We start from the raw sequence: 15754 nt of genomic DNA, 5'->3' as shown, positions 1-15754 counted from the left end.
TGGGCAAGGAGAAGCCGAACAGGACGTTGTGTCCGCTGGGGGGGCGTGCCGCGTTCAGATCAGGCGGTAATACTGGCGGATCACCTCGGCCATGCCGTGCGGCACCTCGCCCTGATTGATCTCGCTTGAGTAGAGGTTGATGCGCTGGCGCTTGAGCTCGGGCAGGGCGCCGCCGTGGGGAATCAGCTCCATATACACCGGCGCCGTCCCTTCGATCATGGCGGTGACGGCAAGATCGGCGCTGACCGTTGCCTCGACTGCCGGTTCGGAATCCGAATCGACGCCCATTTCCCAAGGGATCCCCGCCTCGTCGAGGGCACGCTGGGCTCCGCCGCGAAAGATGCAGTTGGAACAGAAGGCAAGCCGCAACGGGCGCTGCCGCCAGGCCGAGCCACCGGGCGCGCCGAACCAGACCAGTGGCCTTTCGGCAAGGGTTTCGCCCCCGGTCTCTACACCGTCCTCGGTGGTCAGGATGAAATCGCATTCACCGCGCGCAAACATCTGCTTCAACCGCCGGGTGTGGGCCGATTTCAGATGCACACGCACCCGCGGATAGTCTTGGGCAAACCGCTGGAGCACCTTTGGCATGGCAGGATGTACGATGTCATGGGGCAGGCCCACCACGATCTCACCCTCGAACGCCTTGGCGGTCATCCGCGCCATCACTTCGTCATTCAGATCCAGCATCCGCCGGGCATAGGACAACAGCTGTTCCCCCGCCGAAGTGAGTGCGATTGTGCGCGACGAACGGTCCAACAGGCTGAGGTCCATCGAATCTTCGAGCCGCTTCAGCTGCATCGACACTGCCGATTGCGTGAGGTTCAGAAAGCCGCTGGCCCTGGTCACGCCGCCAGTTTCGGCCACGGCCACGAAAGAACGCAGGGCGGTCAGGTCAAGGTTTCTCGGCACATCACGTTCCTTGATGTCAGAGGTCAAAAACATTCGTTTTTCATATTGAACATGCTCGGCCATATACATCAACATCGATGATGCATTTCGCTTCTCGGATCACTACTTTGAAAGGATCGGGCCATGTCCGCCCTCGTTCGCCGTTCTGTCATATTCACTGCGCCGCGCGGAGTGTTGGCTTTGGTTGCCATGGTTGCGTCGGTGCGCCGGCAGCGCAAAGCGCTTCGCCGTATGGATGACGCGACGCTGTCGGATATCGGGTTGAGCCGGCGAGAGGCCGAACTCGAGTCTCTCCGTCCGCTGTGGGACATTCCGACAGGCCGCCAATATTGATGCAACTTGCCTCCACAGCGATAAAAACCTGTACGATTGCGGCAAATACGATCTTGAAAAATGCCCCGCTGCTGCCAATATGAAGCGATGAGGGCCGTCTGCGATCTGCGGCGCCCTAGACAAGGTTTTATTTGGAGGCGACCTTATGGCTGACTATCAGACGATCCGCGCCGGGGCCGGTGTCCGGACCGCTGCGTTAGACGAAGGGCTTCGTGCCCACATGAACAAGGTGTACAGCACCATGTCCGTGGGGCTTTTGCTGACGGCCGGCGTTGCCTGGGCTGTCGGGACCAACGAACAGATGGTGTCGGCGATATTCGGAACGCCAGTAAAATGGCTGGTGATGTTCGCACCCCTGATCATGGTTTTCGCCCTGGGCGCGGTGATCAACAAGCTGTCGGCAGCTGGCGCACAGCTGTTCTTCTATGTCTTCGCGTCATTGATGGGGCTTTCGATCAGCTATATCTTCGCGGCTTACACCGGGATTTCCATCGCGCAGGTGTTTTTGGTGACCTCTATTTCGTTTGCCGGACTTTCTTTGTGGGGATACACCACCAAGAAAGACATCTCTGGCTGGGGCTCCTTCCTCATCATGGGTGTGATCGGTCTGATCGTGGCGTCCATCGTCAACATCTTTCTCGGATCCCCCGCGATCATGTTCGCGATTTCCGTCATCGGGGTGCTGATCTTTGCCGGGCTGACCGCCTATGACACCCAGCGGATCAAGACCGACTACATCGCCCATGCTCAGGCGATGGACAAGGAATGGCTGGGCAAGGCTGCCATCATGGGTGCGCTGAACCTGTATCTGAACTTTATCAACATGTTCATGATGTTGCTGAGCATTTTCGGCAACCGCGAATAATCGCAATCGCAGTACATGAGAAACAGGCCCGGGTTCGCCCGGGCCTTTTTTTGTGCGTGCGCCTTGGACGTCCAGCGCGGCGCGGAGACGTTCCATGGGAAGCTGACACCGATACTGAGTAAGACGCGGGCATAAGAGACCTGCATCATGCATGACCCGAAAATCAGAACCGCGTTGTCGAATCAGAATGGCGCAGGGAGGCCTCGAAATCATTGCATCGAGGTGTTTTTGGATAAGGCATCTCGTTGGGCATGGGGGGCAATCGACACACACAGGCAATTCAAGCCAGTGTCCGCGTTGCGCAGATCCTGGCCGGCTGGCCGGTACTGACTGGCGAACCTTGAGCGTGGAATAAGCATTTCTCGGGCGGGCAACTTTACGGCCGAGATTCCGAGAGCTCTTGAAAACGCGGTGGAGGGCTGGAGCGCCAGTCGGAAGCCGGGTTGTGAGTTATTCAGTTAACCGTGGGATGGAAGCCCGCAACTTGCCGAGGAATTGCCGACATGGCCAGTATGGGTGTTAATCTTTTCGGTGCGATGGCCAGCGTCGCTGCCGCAGAGGCTTGGAAGCAAATGCCCGGGGGAGCAGCCGAACTGTCGACGAAGTCGCGACGGTGGCGTTTGAGAGCGTCTGCCACGCGCCTCATCCTGTCATGGGATACGCGCAACGGATGCACGGGAAGAAGGCAGCAACCCGCAGCCAAAGAACTGCAAAACAGGGCGTGCAGAGAAGGCTGAAGGGGTCGGAAGTCGGAAATGCCGTGGGGTGTCTTATCCCAATGAATCTGGGGGGCCATACAGCCCAGTGTCTTGCACGACCAGGATCGAACTGTCGGGGTGGAAGTGGAAAACGAAAGGCCGCGCAGGAATTTCCAGACGCGGCCCAAATCGTTAAAAAATTCTGGAAGGCTTACTTGATCTTGCCTTCCTTGTACTCGACATGCTTGCGCGCGACGGGATCGTATTTGTTCACGACCATCTTTTCGGTCATGGTGCGCGCATTTTTCTTGGTCACATAAAAGTGCCCGGTGTCCGCCGTCGAGTTGAGACGGATCTTGATGGTGGTCGGTTTTGCCATTTGGTCTCTCCTCAACGCGGGCCTGCCCCGAAGGCGACCCAACCGTAATTCTGAACCATCGCTTTTAACCGGGGATGGGCCACTGTCAACCGCGATTCGCGCAAGTTTGCTCTAAAACGGGGCTGGTGCTTGGGACTGAACATGTGCACTGTCATGCTATGCCAGTCAAATTCTCCTTGCCCATCGCAGATATCCAGGTTCCCGGTAAACGGAAGAAGACGCTGGAGCCAGATAAGGTTTCTGCACTGGCCGAAGATATGCTTGAAAATGGTCAGACGACGCCGATCTCGGTGCGGTCTGCCAAGGATGGGTATGTTCTGATCGAGGGGTATCACCGGCTGGAAGCGCTGCGTGCCTTGGGCGAAAAGACGGTCGTGGCGTTTGAGGTTCGGGCCCGGCTGCACTGACTGCGCGATATTCGCCGCGAACCGGGCGCCGCGATAATTGTGGTGAACCGTGTGCCGCCCGGCCCCGTGCGTACTGCAATGACGGACCGTCAAAATCTGATCCGCCCCGAATCGCTTGTGCCTTGGGTCATTCTGATTATCGCGGAAATTGTCGTGCTGGATGGCTGACATCACGCCAACGGCGGCGGTGATCGGGGGAGAGTTTGCGCGGACGGCCTGTAAGCCGGATTTTGTCCTCCGCTCCGGTTGCCCGTCACGGATGGATGACCATTCCTCTGGCCCTGCCGTTGCCGACAGGGTCAAGCTGCCTACCCGGATTTCGGGGCAGAAACGGCCCTGGGGAAACCCCTTGAAATCCCTATTCGGCATTGCTCCCGGTGGGGCTTGCCGTGCCACCCCCGTTGCCGGGGGCGCGGTGCGCTCTTACCGCACCGTTTCACCCTCACCATTGCCGATCGCAAGCGACCGGCTAAGGCAGTCTGTTCTCTGTGGCGCTTTCCGTCGGGTTGCCCCGCCCGGGCGTTACCCGGCACCGTTGTTTCTGGGAGTCCGGACTTTCCTCGCACCCTTTTGCAAGGGCACGCGGCCATCCAGCCATCCGCGCGTCGCTGGCCTAGGCCGTAGCTTGCGCGCCGTCAACGGGAAAGCGTGTAGCGATGTCAGCGATAGCCGCGAGATCAGCGCCACAGAGCGGTCCGGCGCCCCATGGACGGAACCGCAGGCGCACTGCGGACAGCAGTGTGAGAGGGTCCACAGGGGCGGTGAACCCGGCGCGGCGGGCGAGGACCGCAAACTGGCCCTCCTCGGTCCCTTGCGGGCCCTCTTCGGGCGAGGAGGGACCGCAAGGGACCGAGGAGCCGCCGCTCGCGTTCGGCCAGACGGCGAGGCCGCGCCGTGCCAACCGCTGCCAGTCAAATCGCGGTCCGGGATCGATCTTGCGCCCCGGCGCCATGCAGGAATGGCCGATCACCCGTTCCGGTCTGATCGACCGGCGGTCGATGATCTCGGCGAGTAGCAGCTCCAGCGAATCCATCAGCGGTGCGGTGAAGGGTTCATTCCCGGGATTGGCCAGTTCAATGCCGATGGAATGTGAGTTCACGTCGCTGACCCGACCCCAGCACCCGGCGCCCGCATGCCAGGCGCGGTGCGCCTCGTCCACCATCTGTACCACAGCGCCGGTTGGATCGATCAGGTAGTGCGCCGACACCTTTGCGACTGGATCACACAGCCAGTCCTGCGCCGCGCGCGCCGAAACCATCGCCGTGTAATGCAGCACCACGATATCGGGCGTCGCGCCAAAGCGGTCAGTTTCGAAGTTCGGCGAGGGTGTCCAGTTCACGCGCGTCGGACTCAGTTGCGTGCCACCTTGCGGAACGGAGTCGGGTCCCAATAGCAGGCAAATCCGTCGCCATCCGGATCGACGCCCTTGCTGTCTTTCTGCGGGCCGCCGTTCTTCAGGAAATCCTCCTGAGCGCGGTCGGATGACGGATAGGATGCACAGGCGCGCAGGAACTTGGATTCGGCATTGAACCCCGAACGGTTATAAATCTTTTGACCCACGGCATTCGTCGTCGACAGGGCAAAGGCGACGATGTTCGGCCCATTGCTGCCTGGGCGGGTGGGCACAGCGGTCGGCTGAACCACCTCATAGGCGGCGCGCTGACGGGCGATACGCTCGGCGTTGGATTCGATGGATTCCCGACCCGAAACCGCGCCGAAATCCTGTTCGTCAGAGATCCCGGTCGAGCCGCTACCCACAGGGACGGGGGCGGTCGTGCTGCCGGTGGCATCAAGCGGTGCGCTGGATACCGGGGATGTCACGGGCAGGGCGGCAGAGTTGCCGCCTGTCGGCAGACCGGCCGAGCGCAGTTCATCACCCGAAATCACCGGTTGTCCCGACGCGGCGGGCGCGACCGTGGCAGTGGTGCCCAATCCGGCGGGAACACCAAGACCCGAGGGCGGCGTGGATCCACCGCGGTTGAGCGCCGCATCCCGATCAATACGGCTGCGCTCGTAGTTGTTATAGTCGGCAAACCCGACACCCGAGCCGCTGTCGGGAACGGCAGGCTGACACGCCGCCAGCCCAACCACTGCGAACAAAAGCACCGCGTGTGTCACGGAATTCTGCATCATACCTCTGCCCATATTCTCTGATCGCGCATCGGGCACGACCTGCTTTTCTTGTTGAAAGGCAGTTTCCGTTACCACCATTTTGCCGGTTTGGCCACAAAACCTGCCGCACGTTCCAGTGAGAACGCAACGTTCAGCAGGTCGCCCTCTTCCCAGGGACGCCCGATCAGCTGCAACCCCAAAGGCATCCCCTGATGGTCGAGCCCGGTCGGAACCGCAACGCCGGGAAGTCCGGCAAGGTTCACGGGAACGGTGAAAACGTCGTTCAGGTACATCTGCACCGGATCGTCGTGTTTGATACCCAATGGAAACGCCGCCGAGGGCGTGGCGGGCGTGAGGATCGCATCGATGCCATCGGCGAACACAGTGTCGAAATCTCGTTTGATCAGTGCGCGCACCTTGCGGGCGCGGTTGTAATAGGCGTCGTAAAACCCGGCTGACAACACATATGTGCCGACCATCACCCGGCGCTGAACCTCGGGGCCAAAACCTTCGGCGCGGGTCTTTTCATACATCTCGGTGATGCCGTCGCCGGGGGCCAGTTTGGCGCGATGGCCGAATCGCACGCCGTCATAGCGGGCAAGGTTCGACGACGCCTCGGCGGGGGCGATGACGTAATAGGCGGGGAGGGCGTATTTCGTGTGCGGCAGGGTGATATCGGCGATCTTTGCGCCGGCATCCTTCAGCATCGCAGTGCCATCTGACCAAAGTTTTTCAATCTCTTCGGGCATGCCATCCATGCGATATTCACGGGGTATGCCGATGGTCTTGCCGCGAATGTCGCCGGTCAGGGCTGCCTCGAAATCGGGAACGGGCAGGTCGACGCTGGTGCTGTCCTTGGGGTCGTGACCGCACATCGCGCCCAGCATGATTGCAGCGTCGCGGACATCGCGCGTCATCGGCCCGGCCTGATCGAGCGAGCTGGCAAAGGCGACAATGCCCCAGCGCGAACACCGCCCATAGGTCGGTTTCAGGCCGGTGATGCCGGTAAAGGCAGCGGGCTGCCGGATCGACCCGCCGGTGTCGGTGCCGGTGGCCGCCAGACACAGATCGGCGGCAACAGCGGCAGCGGACCCGCCCGAGCTTCCGCCCGGTGTCAGATCGGTGCCATCGGCGGCCTTCCAGGGATTAATGACATTGCCATAGACGCTGGTTTCGTTCGAGCTTCCCATGGCGAATTCGTCCATGTTCAGCTTGCCCAGCATCACCGCGCCGGCGTCGAAAAGGTTTTGCGTGACGGTGGATTCATATTCCGGGCGAAACCCGTTCAGAATCGCGCTTCCGGCCTGGGAGGGAACGCCCTTGGTGCAGAACAGATCCTTGATCCCAAGAGGGATGCCGCACACTGCGGGGGCCTCCGCGCTGTCTTGCAGACGCTTGTCGGCAGCACCCGCCTGGACCCGAGCGCTTTCGGCGGTGTGGTGTACGAATGCGTTCAGCGTTCCCGCACCGTCGATGGCAGACAAGCAGGCGTCGGTCAGTTCGGTTGCGGTAAAGTCACCGGCGCGCAATCCCTTGCGGGCGGCGGCGATGGTCAGCGTGTTCAGAGTGCTCATTCGACCACCTTCGGGACAGCAAAGAAACCTTCGCGGGCATCGGGCGCATTGGCCAGAACCGCCTTTTGCCGGTCACCGTCGGTCACCGTGTCGGTGCGCCGTTTCAGACGCATCGGCGTTACGCTGACCATGGGTTCGATTCCGGTCACATCCACCTCGTTCAATTGGTCGATGAACCCGAGGATGGTGTTGAACTCGCCCGCCAGCGCGGGCAGGTCGGCCGGATCGACTTTGATCCTTGCAAGTTTCGCCACCTTTGCGGCGGTCTCGGTATCGATGGACATGGGGCGGCTCCGTTTCGCTTTGCTCGCGTTTAGCCGGGTGCGCGTCCGGTTTCAATGGCGCGTGCCCTTGTCGAGGCGGGGTGAGGTGCCACATAATCGTCAGAAATGAATGGAGTGTATCGGATGGACATCACATGGCTGGGGCACGGCAGTTTCCGCATCGCGGTAGGCGATCAAGTGCTGCTGATCGACCCGTGGTTTACCGGCAACCCGGTGTTTCCCGAAGGACGGCGTGACGAAGCTGTGGCCGGCGCAACCCATGTTCTGCTGACCCACGGGCATGGAGATCACGCGGGCGATGCCGCCACGTTGGGACTGCCGGTGGCGGGCATGGTCGAGCTGATGGCATGGCTTGACGGTCAGGGCTGCACCACGACCGGGTTCAACAAGGGCGGAACGATCCGGCTTGGCAATGTTGCGGTGACGATGGTGAATGCGGTGCATTCGTCGACTGCGCCGGACGGATCGAATGCCGGTTCAGAGTCGGGGTTCATGATCGAACATGGCGGGCGGACACTGTATTTCAGCGGCGACACGGACATCATGGCCGATATGGAGTGGATGGGCGAGCTGCACCGCCCCGAGATCGGCATCCTCTGCGCCGGGGGCCATTATACGATGGATATGGCGCGAGCGGCCTGGGCGGCAAAGCGGTACTTTGATTTCAAGACAGTGATCCCCGGACATTACCGGACGTTCCCGTTGCTGGAGCAATCCGCCGACGCCCTTGCCGCCGGATTGCCCGGGGTGGCTGTGCTGACCCCCGAGGTGATGGAGACGGTGAGCGTGTGATTTCCGCTCTCGTTGGAGAGGCGGACGCCGCCGCCTAACGCCGCGCCGCGAAAAATTCGCGCAGCAGGGCGGCGCAGTCAGCGGCGGCGATACCGTCATAGACCTCGGGCGAATGATGCGCTTGGGGGTGGGAAAAGATTCGCGGCCCTTGGGCGACGCCGCCGGATTTCGGGTCGGCGGCACCGTAGTACAGCCGTGCGATTCGCGCCGCCGAGATCGTCGCCGCGCAGGCCGGGCAGGGTTCGAGCGTGACATAGAGATCGCAGCCAGTCAGCCGTTCGGACCCGACAATGGCACAGGCGGCGCGGATCGCAAGGATCTCTGCGTGCGCGGTGGGGTCGTGCGATTCCCGCGTGCGGTTGCCCGCCCGGGACAGGATACGGCCATCGGGTGCGATGATCACTGCGCCCACCGGCACTTCACCCCGGGCCGCGGCGGCGCGCGCCTCGTCCAAGGCGATTGTCATATGCGAGCGGAAAGTCATCGCGCGACAATGCCGGATCGGTGCGCTGCGGCCAAGCGGGATAACGCTGCCTCTGGCGGAAGCTGTTAAAGATTCATCAAGCGTAGGGGTTTGCGATTGCGCAGGTTCCGAAGGTGTCGCGCCGATGTGTCACGAGTCGATGCGGATAAATCGATGTGATCGCTCGATTCGGAAAGCGTTGCGGGTAAACAACTCCACCTTTTCCGGCGGTCTTGCAAGGTGCACCATCTCTGCCGAATATCTCATCGGGTCGTGCGACCCAAAGGGGCGCGATCATTCAGGTCTGGATCGCTCCAGTGGCGTACAGAACGGCGCGGATATTGCCGCGTGCTCGCCCGAAACTGAAAGACCAGCCAGGCGGCTGGCACCATCCCAATTCCGCCTGAAAACAATCGCGCACCGTCGGCCATGACAATCTCGCGGCGCTGCTGCCCAGAGCGGCGCGCGGCCGCCGCAGGCCTGCCAGTCCCCTGAAAAACAATCGCAGAATACGGAACTATTCGCGGCGAAGAAATCTCGGAACCTCCCGCGACATCGGCAGTTAGAACCATACGAACAGGGCCTCAACCATCTTGAAGGGACGAATTCAATGAACGGCATCATCTATATTATCGGCCTTGTCGTAATCGTAGTCGCCATTCTCAACCTCGTCGCATGACCGAAAGGACCGATGACATGACCTCTCCCAGAACTTCTTCAGGATCGACGGCGAATGAAGCGATCGCCGATACCAAAGATGCCGCAACAGACGTCGCCGAGACCCTCAAGTCGAGCGCGCAAGACGTGATCGGCAAGGTGTCCGGCGAAGCATCTCGCGCCGCGCATCAGGCGCAGGACAGCGCAGCCGACGAGGTTCAGGGCGTCGCCTCTGCCCTGCGGACGGCCGCTGACGAGTTGCGCAGTGGATCGCCACAGGAACGCACCTTCAGCCAATTGGCCGACGGACTGGCAGACGCATCCGACGCCATGCGTGACAAGGATCTCGGCGAAATGATGGGCGATTTGAATTCCTTCGCCCGCCGCAATCCGCTGGTGTTCCTTGGTGGCGCCGCCCTTCTGGGCTTTGCCGCAACCCGTTTCGCCAAGGCCAGCACGCGGACCGACCATTCCTCGGCTCGGCAGGATGATGACTCCTCTCGCTATGCAGGAAGCACGGGATCGCCTGCGACCTCCCCGGCACGTCCGGCACCATCGGGTGTGACGGCAACACCATCGGCCGCGCCGTCCTCGGCCGCGTTTCGTGCGACAGACCCGCAGCGTGACACGGGAATGACCCCCGGCAGCACCGCAAACCGCCCCAGCAACAAGACGGGAGCCTGAAAATGACCACTGAGAAATCCACCGGCAGCCTTCTAAGCGATGCCTTGACCCATGTAAGCAGTCTTGTGCGCAGCGAGGTCGATCTGGCCCGCGCGGAGATCAATGAGAACCTCAACAGTGCCGCAGTGGCACTGGGGCTGATCGTGGGCGCAATCGTCGTGTTTCTGACGGCGCTGAACGTCCTGTCAGCCGCATTGGTTGTGGCCCTGACCAACGCCGGCATTCCCGGCGGCTGGTCGGCGCTGATCGTCGGCGTGATCTTTGCCGTCATCGGTTACGCAATGCTTAAAAAGGGCACCAGCGATCTGAAACTCAGCTCGCTTGCGCCGACCCGCACCGCCAAAAATGTAAAGCGTGACGCCAATGCCGTAAAGGAGGCTTACAATGACTGACAACCGCTCTCCCGAGGAAATCGAACGTGAGATCGAGCGCGAGCGCGCCGGTCTGAGCTCTACGCTGGAAGACCTGCAGGACCGGTTTTCGATCGACGGCGTTGTGCGTCAGATCAGCGATCAGTTTCGCGAACACGGTGGCGATATCGGCGCTTCCGTCTCGCGCTCGGTCAGGGAAAATCCCATGGCACTTGCGCTGACCGGTGTTGGTTTGGCGTGGATGATCTTTGGCAACCGGCCCAGCGACAAACGGGTTCACGACCGTGGATACGTTGCGAACCGTCGCGTTTCCAGCAATGCCGGTTATCGTGACTATGACTACAGGCCTTATGGCTCGTACGGCGACACCTCGTACGACGACACAGAGACGGACCCAAGGCAATACGACTCCCGCCCCGGTCGGGCGCGCGGCATTGCAGGGCCGGGCGTCACACCGGCCTGGGCGCGCGATCACGACGATACCCATGATCGTCATGATCACCGGACCTTTGGTGACAAGGCACGCGCAACCGGTGACACTGCCGGAAACCGCGTTTCCTCGGTTGCCGGATCGGTATCGGATACGGCGTCTGGTGTCGCCAATACGGTGTCGGACAAGGCGTCGGGTGCGGTGCATGCGGTTTCGGACGCCGCCGCGCGTGCCAAGGACGGTGTGCATCACGCCGGTGATGCGGTGGCGTCAGGAGTACGCGGTGCCCGTGACCGGGTGGCCGAGGCGACTGAACATGCCGCGGATCGTGCCGCTGCCCTGCGTGCACGCCTGTCGGAAGGCACCGAAGCCCTGAGCGAAGAGGCGCGCGAACGGGTGATTGCCGCCCGTCACCGCGCAATGGAAGCACGCGACGCTGCCGCACGTTATACGCGTCAGGGTCGTGAGCGGGCGGTGGATCTGTTCGAAGAGCAGCCACTGATCGCCGGGGCATTGGCCATCGCGGTGGGTGCCGCCATCGGTGCGGCGCTGCCCCGCACCCGCACCGAAGACCGGTATTTCGGCGAACAGAGTGACGAGCTGATCGAAGAAGCCGAGCGGATCTTTGCGGAAGAGCGCGCCAAGGTCACCGAAGTTGCCCATGCTGCCATGGACGAAGCGAAACAGGTGATGAGCGAAGCCCGCGACGAGGTGAAGGACAAGGCCGCCAAGGCCAAGGCTGACGCCGACCGCGATGCGCCGGCCGATACTGCTGCAGAGGCGGTGGCAGAGCGGGCCAAGCAGGCGGGACAGCGGATCGCCGATGCGGCGAAAACCGAGGCCGAAAAGCAGGATCTGGGCAAACCCAACGCCTGACCCATGCCGATCCCTGTCGTGCGGCCCGCCCCGGAAACCCGAGGTGGGCCGCATGCAATCGAGTAAACCGCATGCAATAGAGTAAGTCGTACACTCAATCAGACGGAGCCCTTTACATGTCACGTGGACGCGCCGCTGAGACCCCGACCGAGATCCCGGCATCTGGCTGGAAGGATATTCTGCTGCGCGTCAAGGACCAGATCGGCAAGGATCACGTCGGACTGATCGCTGCGGGCGTTGCGTTTTATTGCCTGCTGGCCATGTTTCCCGCGATTACTGCACTTATGGCGCTGGCTGGCCTTGTATTGGAACCTGCCGAGGTGACGCAGCAGATCCAGTCTCTCGCCACGCTGATCCCCGAACAGGCCGCTGACATCATTCTGACCCAGGCTGTGGCAGTCACCGGATCGCAGGATGCAGGGCTTGGGCTGGCCGTTGTCCTCGGGGTCGGACTGGCACTTTATTCCGCGTCCAAGGGCATGGGCAGCCTGATGGAGGGGCTGAACATCGCCTACGACGAAGTGGAAGATCGCGGGTTCATCAAGGTAACCCTGATCAAACTCGGGCTGACGCTTCTGCTGATTGTTGGGCTGGTGGCGGGTCTGGGCGGCGCGCTGGCGGTGCCTGCTGTGCTGTCTTTCATTGATCTGCCGGGCTGGCTGGCGACCACGCTGGGACTTGGTCGCTGGGTCATCCTTGGGGTGTTGACCCTTGGCGGTCTGGCGGCGCTCTATCGCTGGGGGCCGGCCCGCGAGGGTGCAGATTGGCGATGGCTGACCCCCGGGGCGTTGCTGGCCTGCGTGCTCTGGTTGATCGGATCGCTGGCCTTGTCCGTCTATGTGGGAAACTTCGGCAGCTATAACGAAACCTTCGGAAGCATGGCCGGGGTCATCGTCCTGCTGATGTGGCTTTGGCTGTCGGCCTATATCGTTCTGCTCGGGGCCGAGCTGAACGCCGAGATCGAAGCGCAAACCACCCACGACACAACAACCGGCCCCGATGAGAAGATGGGGCAACGCGGAGCCAAGAAGGCGGACCACCTCGGGAAGACCGGCGGTGATGCCTGATCGCCGATCCGTTGCGCGGTGCCTTGCGCCCATCGGGCCGGTATCGCGTTTTATTCGCCCACAGACGGGCCGGGCCTATGCATCGGGCAGATCTGAAGGGGGCCCTCCCAAGGTCCGACAGATCCAACGCCCTATGGAAACCGATCATAGCTTAGGGAGATCACCCGGAGATGTTCATTTCATCCGAACCGCTGGATACGATCATAAGGGCGCTGGCTTTGTCGTCAGTCGCGGTTTTCTGGATTGTCATCGTCGTGCGGATCGTTGGCCTGCGGTCGTTTTCAAAGATGACAGCCTTCGATTTTGTCGTGACGGTCGCCATCGGTTCGCTTTTGGCGGGAGCGAGCCAGTCCACGTCGTGGACCGGTTTCCTTCAGTCAACCATGGGAATGGCAAGCCTGCTGGGGGTTCAATACGCAGTCTCGCGGCTGCGACGGTCGTCCGACCGGTTCGAGGCGGTCATCCAGAACTCCCCGGTCCTGTTGATGCGTGATGGAAAAATCCTTGATGCGGCAATGCAAGCGACCCGGGTGGAAGAGGATGACCTGATAGCCAAGCTGCGCGAGGCGAATGTGCTCGACCTCTCAGAAGTGCGCGCAGTGGTTCTGGAGGCCACGGGCGATATCTCGGTCCTCCACGGTGGCAAGTTGCAAGAGCGACTGCTGGACGGTGTGCGACGCATCCACTGACGACACAGACGCGCCTGAAACATATCCCTGCCATGCTTCCACTCGACGATGCGCGGAAGGTGGCTCCAGACCATTCACCCTCGGTCAGGTTAGCGAAAGCTGCGGAGCAGGCTTCACTCCACTCGGGCCGCTCTGGAAAGATCGTGCATGGCCGGATAACCAAGGAGCATCAGCTTCGGGAAATTCCGGCGCGGTTCGATAGGGTTCATATGCGCATCATCAGACATTCCGGCCTTGTGGAAACGCGGTGGAAGAATGGCAGGGGCATCACCCGAGACATCGCCTTTGAAATGCTCGAGGGATCCCTGCTGTGGCGGCTCAGCATGGCGGATGTGGCTGTCGATGGCCCGTTTTCCAGCTTTCCCGGCTTGACGCGGGTGCTGACGGTTATTCGGGGCGGCGGTTTGATCCTGCACGGACCCGACAGAGATTTGCGCGGCGACTATGCCAAGCCTGTTGTCTTTGACGGTGTCACGGCGATTGATGCCGAACTGACCGAAGGTCCGCTGCGCGACTTCAACCTGATGTATGACACTGTGCGTTGCGAAGCGGATGTCTGCGTCGTCCATGGACCTGCCGAGACCAGCGCTGACGCAGGCGGCCAGACCTTTGTTCATCACTGTATTGCGGGCAAGGCGAAACTGGGTGGCGCAGATCGGCTGGAGGCAGGCGACACCGCAATTGTCACCGGCACGCCGGTCCGGTTGACGCTGGACCCGGGTGATATCGTCCTTTCTGTCGGCCTGCGCATCCGGGCCTAGATTGAGGCGAGCAAATCGGCGATGGCCCTGCGATAATTCGCCACGATTCCGTCGCGCGCGATATGGCGTCCGGCTTTGACGGAATGGCGTCCGGCAGACCACAGATCGGTTATGACACTGTCCTTGGCGGCAAATATCAGCCCGTCAAGGATTTGATCCCGCGACAGGGCGCAGAGCGTAGGATCGGTGCTGTCTATGGCGACCAGATCGGCCAGACGGCCTGCCGCGATCTCGCCCGCATTTCGGCCAAGCGCCTGCGCGCTGCCCTGTGCCGCGCCAGTATAAAGGGTATGGCCCACCGATCCCTCGCCCACGACCATCACGTTGCGCGCCAGATCGCGCAGACGTTGCGAATATTCCAACGTGCGCAGTTCCTCGGTCAGCGAGATGTTGACGTTTGAATCCGAGCCGACGCCAAAGGCACCACCGGCAGCAAGATAGGTCGGACCGTTGAAGGGGCCATCGCCCAGATTGGCCTCGGTGACCGGGCACAATCCGGCAACGGCACCTGACGCGGCCATAGCGCGCGTTTCGTCATCGGTCATATGGGTCGCGTGGATCAGGCACCAGTTCCGGTCGACGTCTGCGTGGCTTAACAACCACTCGACGGGCCGCTGGCCAAGCCAGCCCCTGATATCGTCCACCTCTTTCGGCTGTTCGGCGATATGGATGTGGATCGGGCCGCCGGAATGGCCGCGCAGAACGGTTTGCAGATCACCGGGTGCCGTCGCCCGCAGAGAGTGCGGTGCAATGCCGATCTTTGCGTCAGAGGGCAGGGCGTTCAGACCCGCGCGCGCAGAGTCCACCAATGACAGAAACGCATCCACATCGTTACCGAAACGCAACTGACCCTCCGTCAGAGCGGTCTGATCCGCTCCGCCATAGGTATATAGGACCGGCAGGTGGGTCAGCCCGATGCCGGTATGTGATGCCGCGGCAAAGATGCGGTGGGAAAGCTCGGCCAGATCGTCATATCGCGCACCGCCGGTTTGATGATGGACATAGTGGAATTCGCCGACCGAGGCATATCCGGCTTCCTGCATCTCGACAAAAACCAGCGCGGCGATCGCTTCGACCTGCGCAGGGGTCAGTCGGTCCATAAAGCGATACATCAGGTCGCGCCACGTCCAGAAACTGTCACGCCCGGCTTTGCGAAATTCGGTCATGCCCGCCATGGCGCGCTGGAAGGTGTGGCTGTGCAGATTTCCAAGCGCGGGCAGCAGGGTATCAACGCGCGTATCACCGGCGACAGGCGGCACGCCCGGTTCGATACCGGCAATAATCCCGTCCTGAATGGTCACCCGGACATTTTGCGCCCAACCCGAGGGCAGCAATGCATGACTTGCGTGTATCACAGACTGTAACCCGTGCTTAATGAGTTTATGTGTAGACATATAAAACAC

Annotated in this window: 18 protein-coding genes and 1 other RNA gene; 10 read left to right on the top strand and 9 right to left on the bottom strand. The window is 61.5% G+C overall.

Annotated features, from left to right (window positions below):
- Positions 1–54: 54 nt before the first annotated feature.
- On the bottom strand, positions 55–909 hold the full coding sequence (locus tag FQ320_RS14410) for a LysR family transcriptional regulator (RefSeq protein ID WP_148473785.1): 855 nt from the start codon (positions 907–909) through the stop codon (positions 55–57).
- A 123-nt stretch (positions 910–1032) separates the two neighbouring features.
- Here FQ320_RS14410 and FQ320_RS14405 point away from each other — a divergent pair, with 123 nt between their 5' ends.
- Together FQ320_RS14405 and FQ320_RS14400 are read left to right on the top strand one after the other, a co-directional pair.
- The gene (locus FQ320_RS14405; RefSeq protein WP_148473439.1) at positions 1033–1242 is read left to right on the top strand and encodes a DUF1127 domain-containing protein; all 210 of its coding nucleotides are present in this window, start codon (positions 1033–1035) and stop codon (positions 1240–1242) included.
- Positions 1243–1387: 145 nt separating this feature from the next.
- A complete protein-coding gene (locus FQ320_RS14400) occupies positions 1388–2107 on the top strand; it encodes a Bax inhibitor-1/YccA family protein (protein ID WP_148473437.1) in 720 nt (239 codons plus the stop codon).
- A gap of 909 nt (positions 2108–3016) precedes the next feature.
- On the opposite strand, the gene rpmG is transcribed toward FQ320_RS14400, so the two are convergent.
- Complete coding sequence (rpmG, locus tag FQ320_RS14395) at positions 3017–3184, bottom strand: 50S ribosomal protein L33 (RefSeq protein WP_108482833.1); 168 nt, start codon at positions 3182–3184, stop codon at positions 3017–3019.
- A gap of 158 nt (positions 3185–3342) precedes the next feature.
- Here rpmG and FQ320_RS14390 point away from each other — a divergent pair, with 158 nt between their 5' ends.
- Positions 3343–3591, top strand: a complete 249-nt coding sequence (locus FQ320_RS14390) for a ParB N-terminal domain-containing protein (protein ID WP_148473435.1) — start codon at positions 3343–3345, stop codon at positions 3589–3591.
- A gap of 203 nt (positions 3592–3794) precedes the next feature.
- On the opposite strand, the gene rnpB is transcribed toward FQ320_RS14390, so the two are convergent.
- The 5 genes from rnpB to gatC all read right to left on the bottom strand — a co-directional run bounded on the left by rnpB (position 3795) and on the right by gatC (position 7561).
- Positions 3795–4193, bottom strand: an RNA gene (gene rnpB / locus FQ320_RS14385) — RNase P RNA component class A.
- A gap of 11 nt (positions 4194–4204) precedes the next feature.
- Positions 4205–4930 (bottom strand): N-acetylmuramoyl-L-alanine amidase, encoded by a 726-nt coding sequence (locus FQ320_RS14380; protein ID WP_255509518.1) that lies wholly within the window; start codon positions 4928–4930, stop codon positions 4205–4207.
- Positions 4931–4941: 11 nt separating this feature from the next.
- Complete coding sequence (locus FQ320_RS14375; protein ID WP_255509517.1) at positions 4942–5724, bottom strand: hypothetical protein; 783 nt, start codon at positions 5722–5724, stop codon at positions 4942–4944.
- A gap of 68 nt (positions 5725–5792) precedes the next feature.
- A complete protein-coding gene (gatA, locus tag FQ320_RS14370) occupies positions 5793–7277 on the bottom strand; it encodes an Asp-tRNA(Asn)/Glu-tRNA(Gln) amidotransferase subunit GatA (RefSeq protein WP_148473433.1) in 1485 nt (494 codons plus the stop codon).
- Positions 7274–7561, bottom strand: coding sequence for an Asp-tRNA(Asn)/Glu-tRNA(Gln) amidotransferase subunit GatC (gatC, locus tag FQ320_RS14365; protein WP_148473431.1), 288 nt, complete (start codon positions 7559–7561; stop codon positions 7274–7276). Before gatC ends, gatA begins: the two co-directional genes overlap by 4 nt.
- A gap of 123 nt (positions 7562–7684) precedes the next feature.
- Between gatC and FQ320_RS14360 the strand changes: the two genes are divergently transcribed.
- Positions 7685–8353 carry a metal-dependent hydrolase gene (locus tag FQ320_RS14360; RefSeq protein WP_148473429.1) on the top strand — a complete coding sequence of 223 codons (669 nt, stop codon included), beginning with the start codon at positions 7685–7687 and terminating at the stop codon, positions 8351–8353.
- Between the two features lie 34 nt (positions 8354–8387).
- Here the strand turns inward: FQ320_RS14360 and FQ320_RS14355 are convergent, their stop codons facing one another.
- Positions 8388–8837, bottom strand: a complete 450-nt coding sequence (locus FQ320_RS14355; RefSeq protein WP_148473427.1) for a nucleoside deaminase — start codon at positions 8835–8837, stop codon at positions 8388–8390.
- 675 nt (positions 8838–9512) lie between these two features.
- Between FQ320_RS14355 and FQ320_RS14350 the strand changes: the two genes are divergently transcribed.
- The 6 genes from FQ320_RS14350 (at position 9513) to FQ320_RS14325 (ending at position 14351) form a co-directional block, all read left to right on the top strand.
- Entirely contained in the window at positions 9513–10157 is a 645-nt protein-coding gene (locus FQ320_RS14350; RefSeq protein ID WP_187393908.1) for a hypothetical protein, read from the top strand.
- A 2-nt stretch (positions 10158–10159) separates the two neighbouring features.
- Positions 10160–10549 (top strand): phage holin family protein, encoded by a 390-nt coding sequence (locus FQ320_RS14345; protein ID WP_148473424.1) that lies wholly within the window; start codon positions 10160–10162, stop codon positions 10547–10549.
- Positions 10542–11834: a DUF3618 domain-containing protein gene (locus tag FQ320_RS14340; RefSeq protein ID WP_148473422.1), complete on the top strand. Its 1293-nt coding sequence runs from the start codon at positions 10542–10544 to the stop codon at positions 11832–11834. The genes FQ320_RS14345 and FQ320_RS14340 overlap by 8 nt, the downstream gene beginning before the upstream one ends.
- A 116-nt stretch (positions 11835–11950) precedes the next feature.
- A complete protein-coding gene (locus tag FQ320_RS14335; protein ID WP_148473420.1) occupies positions 11951–12901 on the top strand; it encodes a YihY/virulence factor BrkB family protein in 951 nt (316 codons plus the stop codon).
- 170 nt (positions 12902–13071) lie between these two features.
- On the top strand, positions 13072–13590 hold the full coding sequence (locus FQ320_RS14330; protein WP_148473418.1) for a DUF421 domain-containing protein: 519 nt from the start codon (positions 13072–13074) through the stop codon (positions 13588–13590).
- Between the two features lie 209 nt (positions 13591–13799).
- Positions 13800–14351 carry a HutD family protein gene (locus FQ320_RS14325; RefSeq protein ID WP_187393907.1) on the top strand — a complete coding sequence of 184 codons (552 nt, stop codon included), beginning with the start codon at positions 13800–13802 and terminating at the stop codon, positions 14349–14351.
- Here FQ320_RS14325 and FQ320_RS14320 read toward each other — a convergent pair.
- Complete coding sequence (locus tag FQ320_RS14320) at positions 14348–15745, bottom strand: formimidoylglutamate deiminase (RefSeq protein ID WP_148473414.1); 1398 nt, start codon at positions 15743–15745, stop codon at positions 14348–14350. The two genes, FQ320_RS14325 and FQ320_RS14320, sit on opposite strands and share 4 nt — an antisense overlap.
- Positions 15746–15754: the final 9 nt, after the last annotated feature.

The organism is Oceaniovalibus sp. ACAM 378, assembly GCF_008085915.1.
Taxonomy (GTDB): Bacteria; Pseudomonadota; Alphaproteobacteria; order Rhodobacterales; family Rhodobacteraceae; genus Oceaniglobus.
Note: the sequence above shows the minus strand (reverse complement) of the source record. Positions and strands in the feature narration are given on the sequence as shown.

Excerpts from the sequence above, each read along its gene's own strand:
- FQ320_RS14320 (WP_148473414.1), bottom strand. The coding sequence starts at position 15,745 with ATGTCTACACATAAACTCATTAAGCACGGGTTACAGTCTGTGATACAC.
- FQ320_RS14375 (WP_255509517.1), bottom strand. The coding sequence starts at position 5,724 with ATGATGCAGAATTCCGTGACACACGCGGTGCTTTTGTTCGCAGTGGTT.
- FQ320_RS14405 (WP_148473439.1), top strand. The coding sequence starts at position 1,033 with ATGTCCGCCCTCGTTCGCCGTTCTGTCATATTCACTGCGCCGCGCGGA.
- FQ320_RS14350 (WP_187393908.1), top strand. The coding sequence starts at position 9,513 with ATGACCTCTCCCAGAACTTCTTCAGGATCGACGGCGAATGAAGCGATC.
- gatC (WP_148473431.1), bottom strand. The coding sequence starts at position 7,561 with ATGTCCATCGATACCGAGACCGCCGCAAAGGTGGCGAAACTTGCAAGG.
- FQ320_RS14330 (WP_148473418.1), top strand. The coding sequence starts at position 13,072 with ATGTTCATTTCATCCGAACCGCTGGATACGATCATAAGGGCGCTGGCT.
- FQ320_RS14400 (WP_148473437.1), top strand. The coding sequence starts at position 1,388 with ATGGCTGACTATCAGACGATCCGCGCCGGGGCCGGTGTCCGGACCGCT.
- FQ320_RS14355 (WP_148473427.1), bottom strand. The coding sequence starts at position 8,837 with ATGACTTTCCGCTCGCATATGACAATCGCCTTGGACGAGGCGCGCGCC.
- FQ320_RS14390 (WP_148473435.1), top strand. The coding sequence starts at position 3,343 with ATGCCAGTCAAATTCTCCTTGCCCATCGCAGATATCCAGGTTCCCGGT.
- rpmG (WP_108482833.1), bottom strand. The coding sequence starts at position 3,184 with ATGGCAAAACCGACCACCATCAAGATCCGTCTCAACTCGACGGCGGAC.
- FQ320_RS14335 (WP_148473420.1), top strand. The coding sequence starts at position 11,951 with ATGTCACGTGGACGCGCCGCTGAGACCCCGACCGAGATCCCGGCATCT.
- FQ320_RS14345 (WP_148473424.1), top strand. The coding sequence starts at position 10,160 with ATGACCACTGAGAAATCCACCGGCAGCCTTCTAAGCGATGCCTTGACC.
- FQ320_RS14340 (WP_148473422.1), top strand. The coding sequence starts at position 10,542 with ATGACTGACAACCGCTCTCCCGAGGAAATCGAACGTGAGATCGAGCGC.
- gatA (WP_148473433.1), bottom strand. The coding sequence starts at position 7,277 with ATGAGCACTCTGAACACGCTGACCATCGCCGCCGCCCGCAAGGGATTG.
- FQ320_RS14325 (WP_187393907.1), top strand. The coding sequence starts at position 13,800 with ATGCGCATCATCAGACATTCCGGCCTTGTGGAAACGCGGTGGAAGAAT.
- FQ320_RS14360 (WP_148473429.1), top strand. The coding sequence starts at position 7,685 with ATGGACATCACATGGCTGGGGCACGGCAGTTTCCGCATCGCGGTAGGC.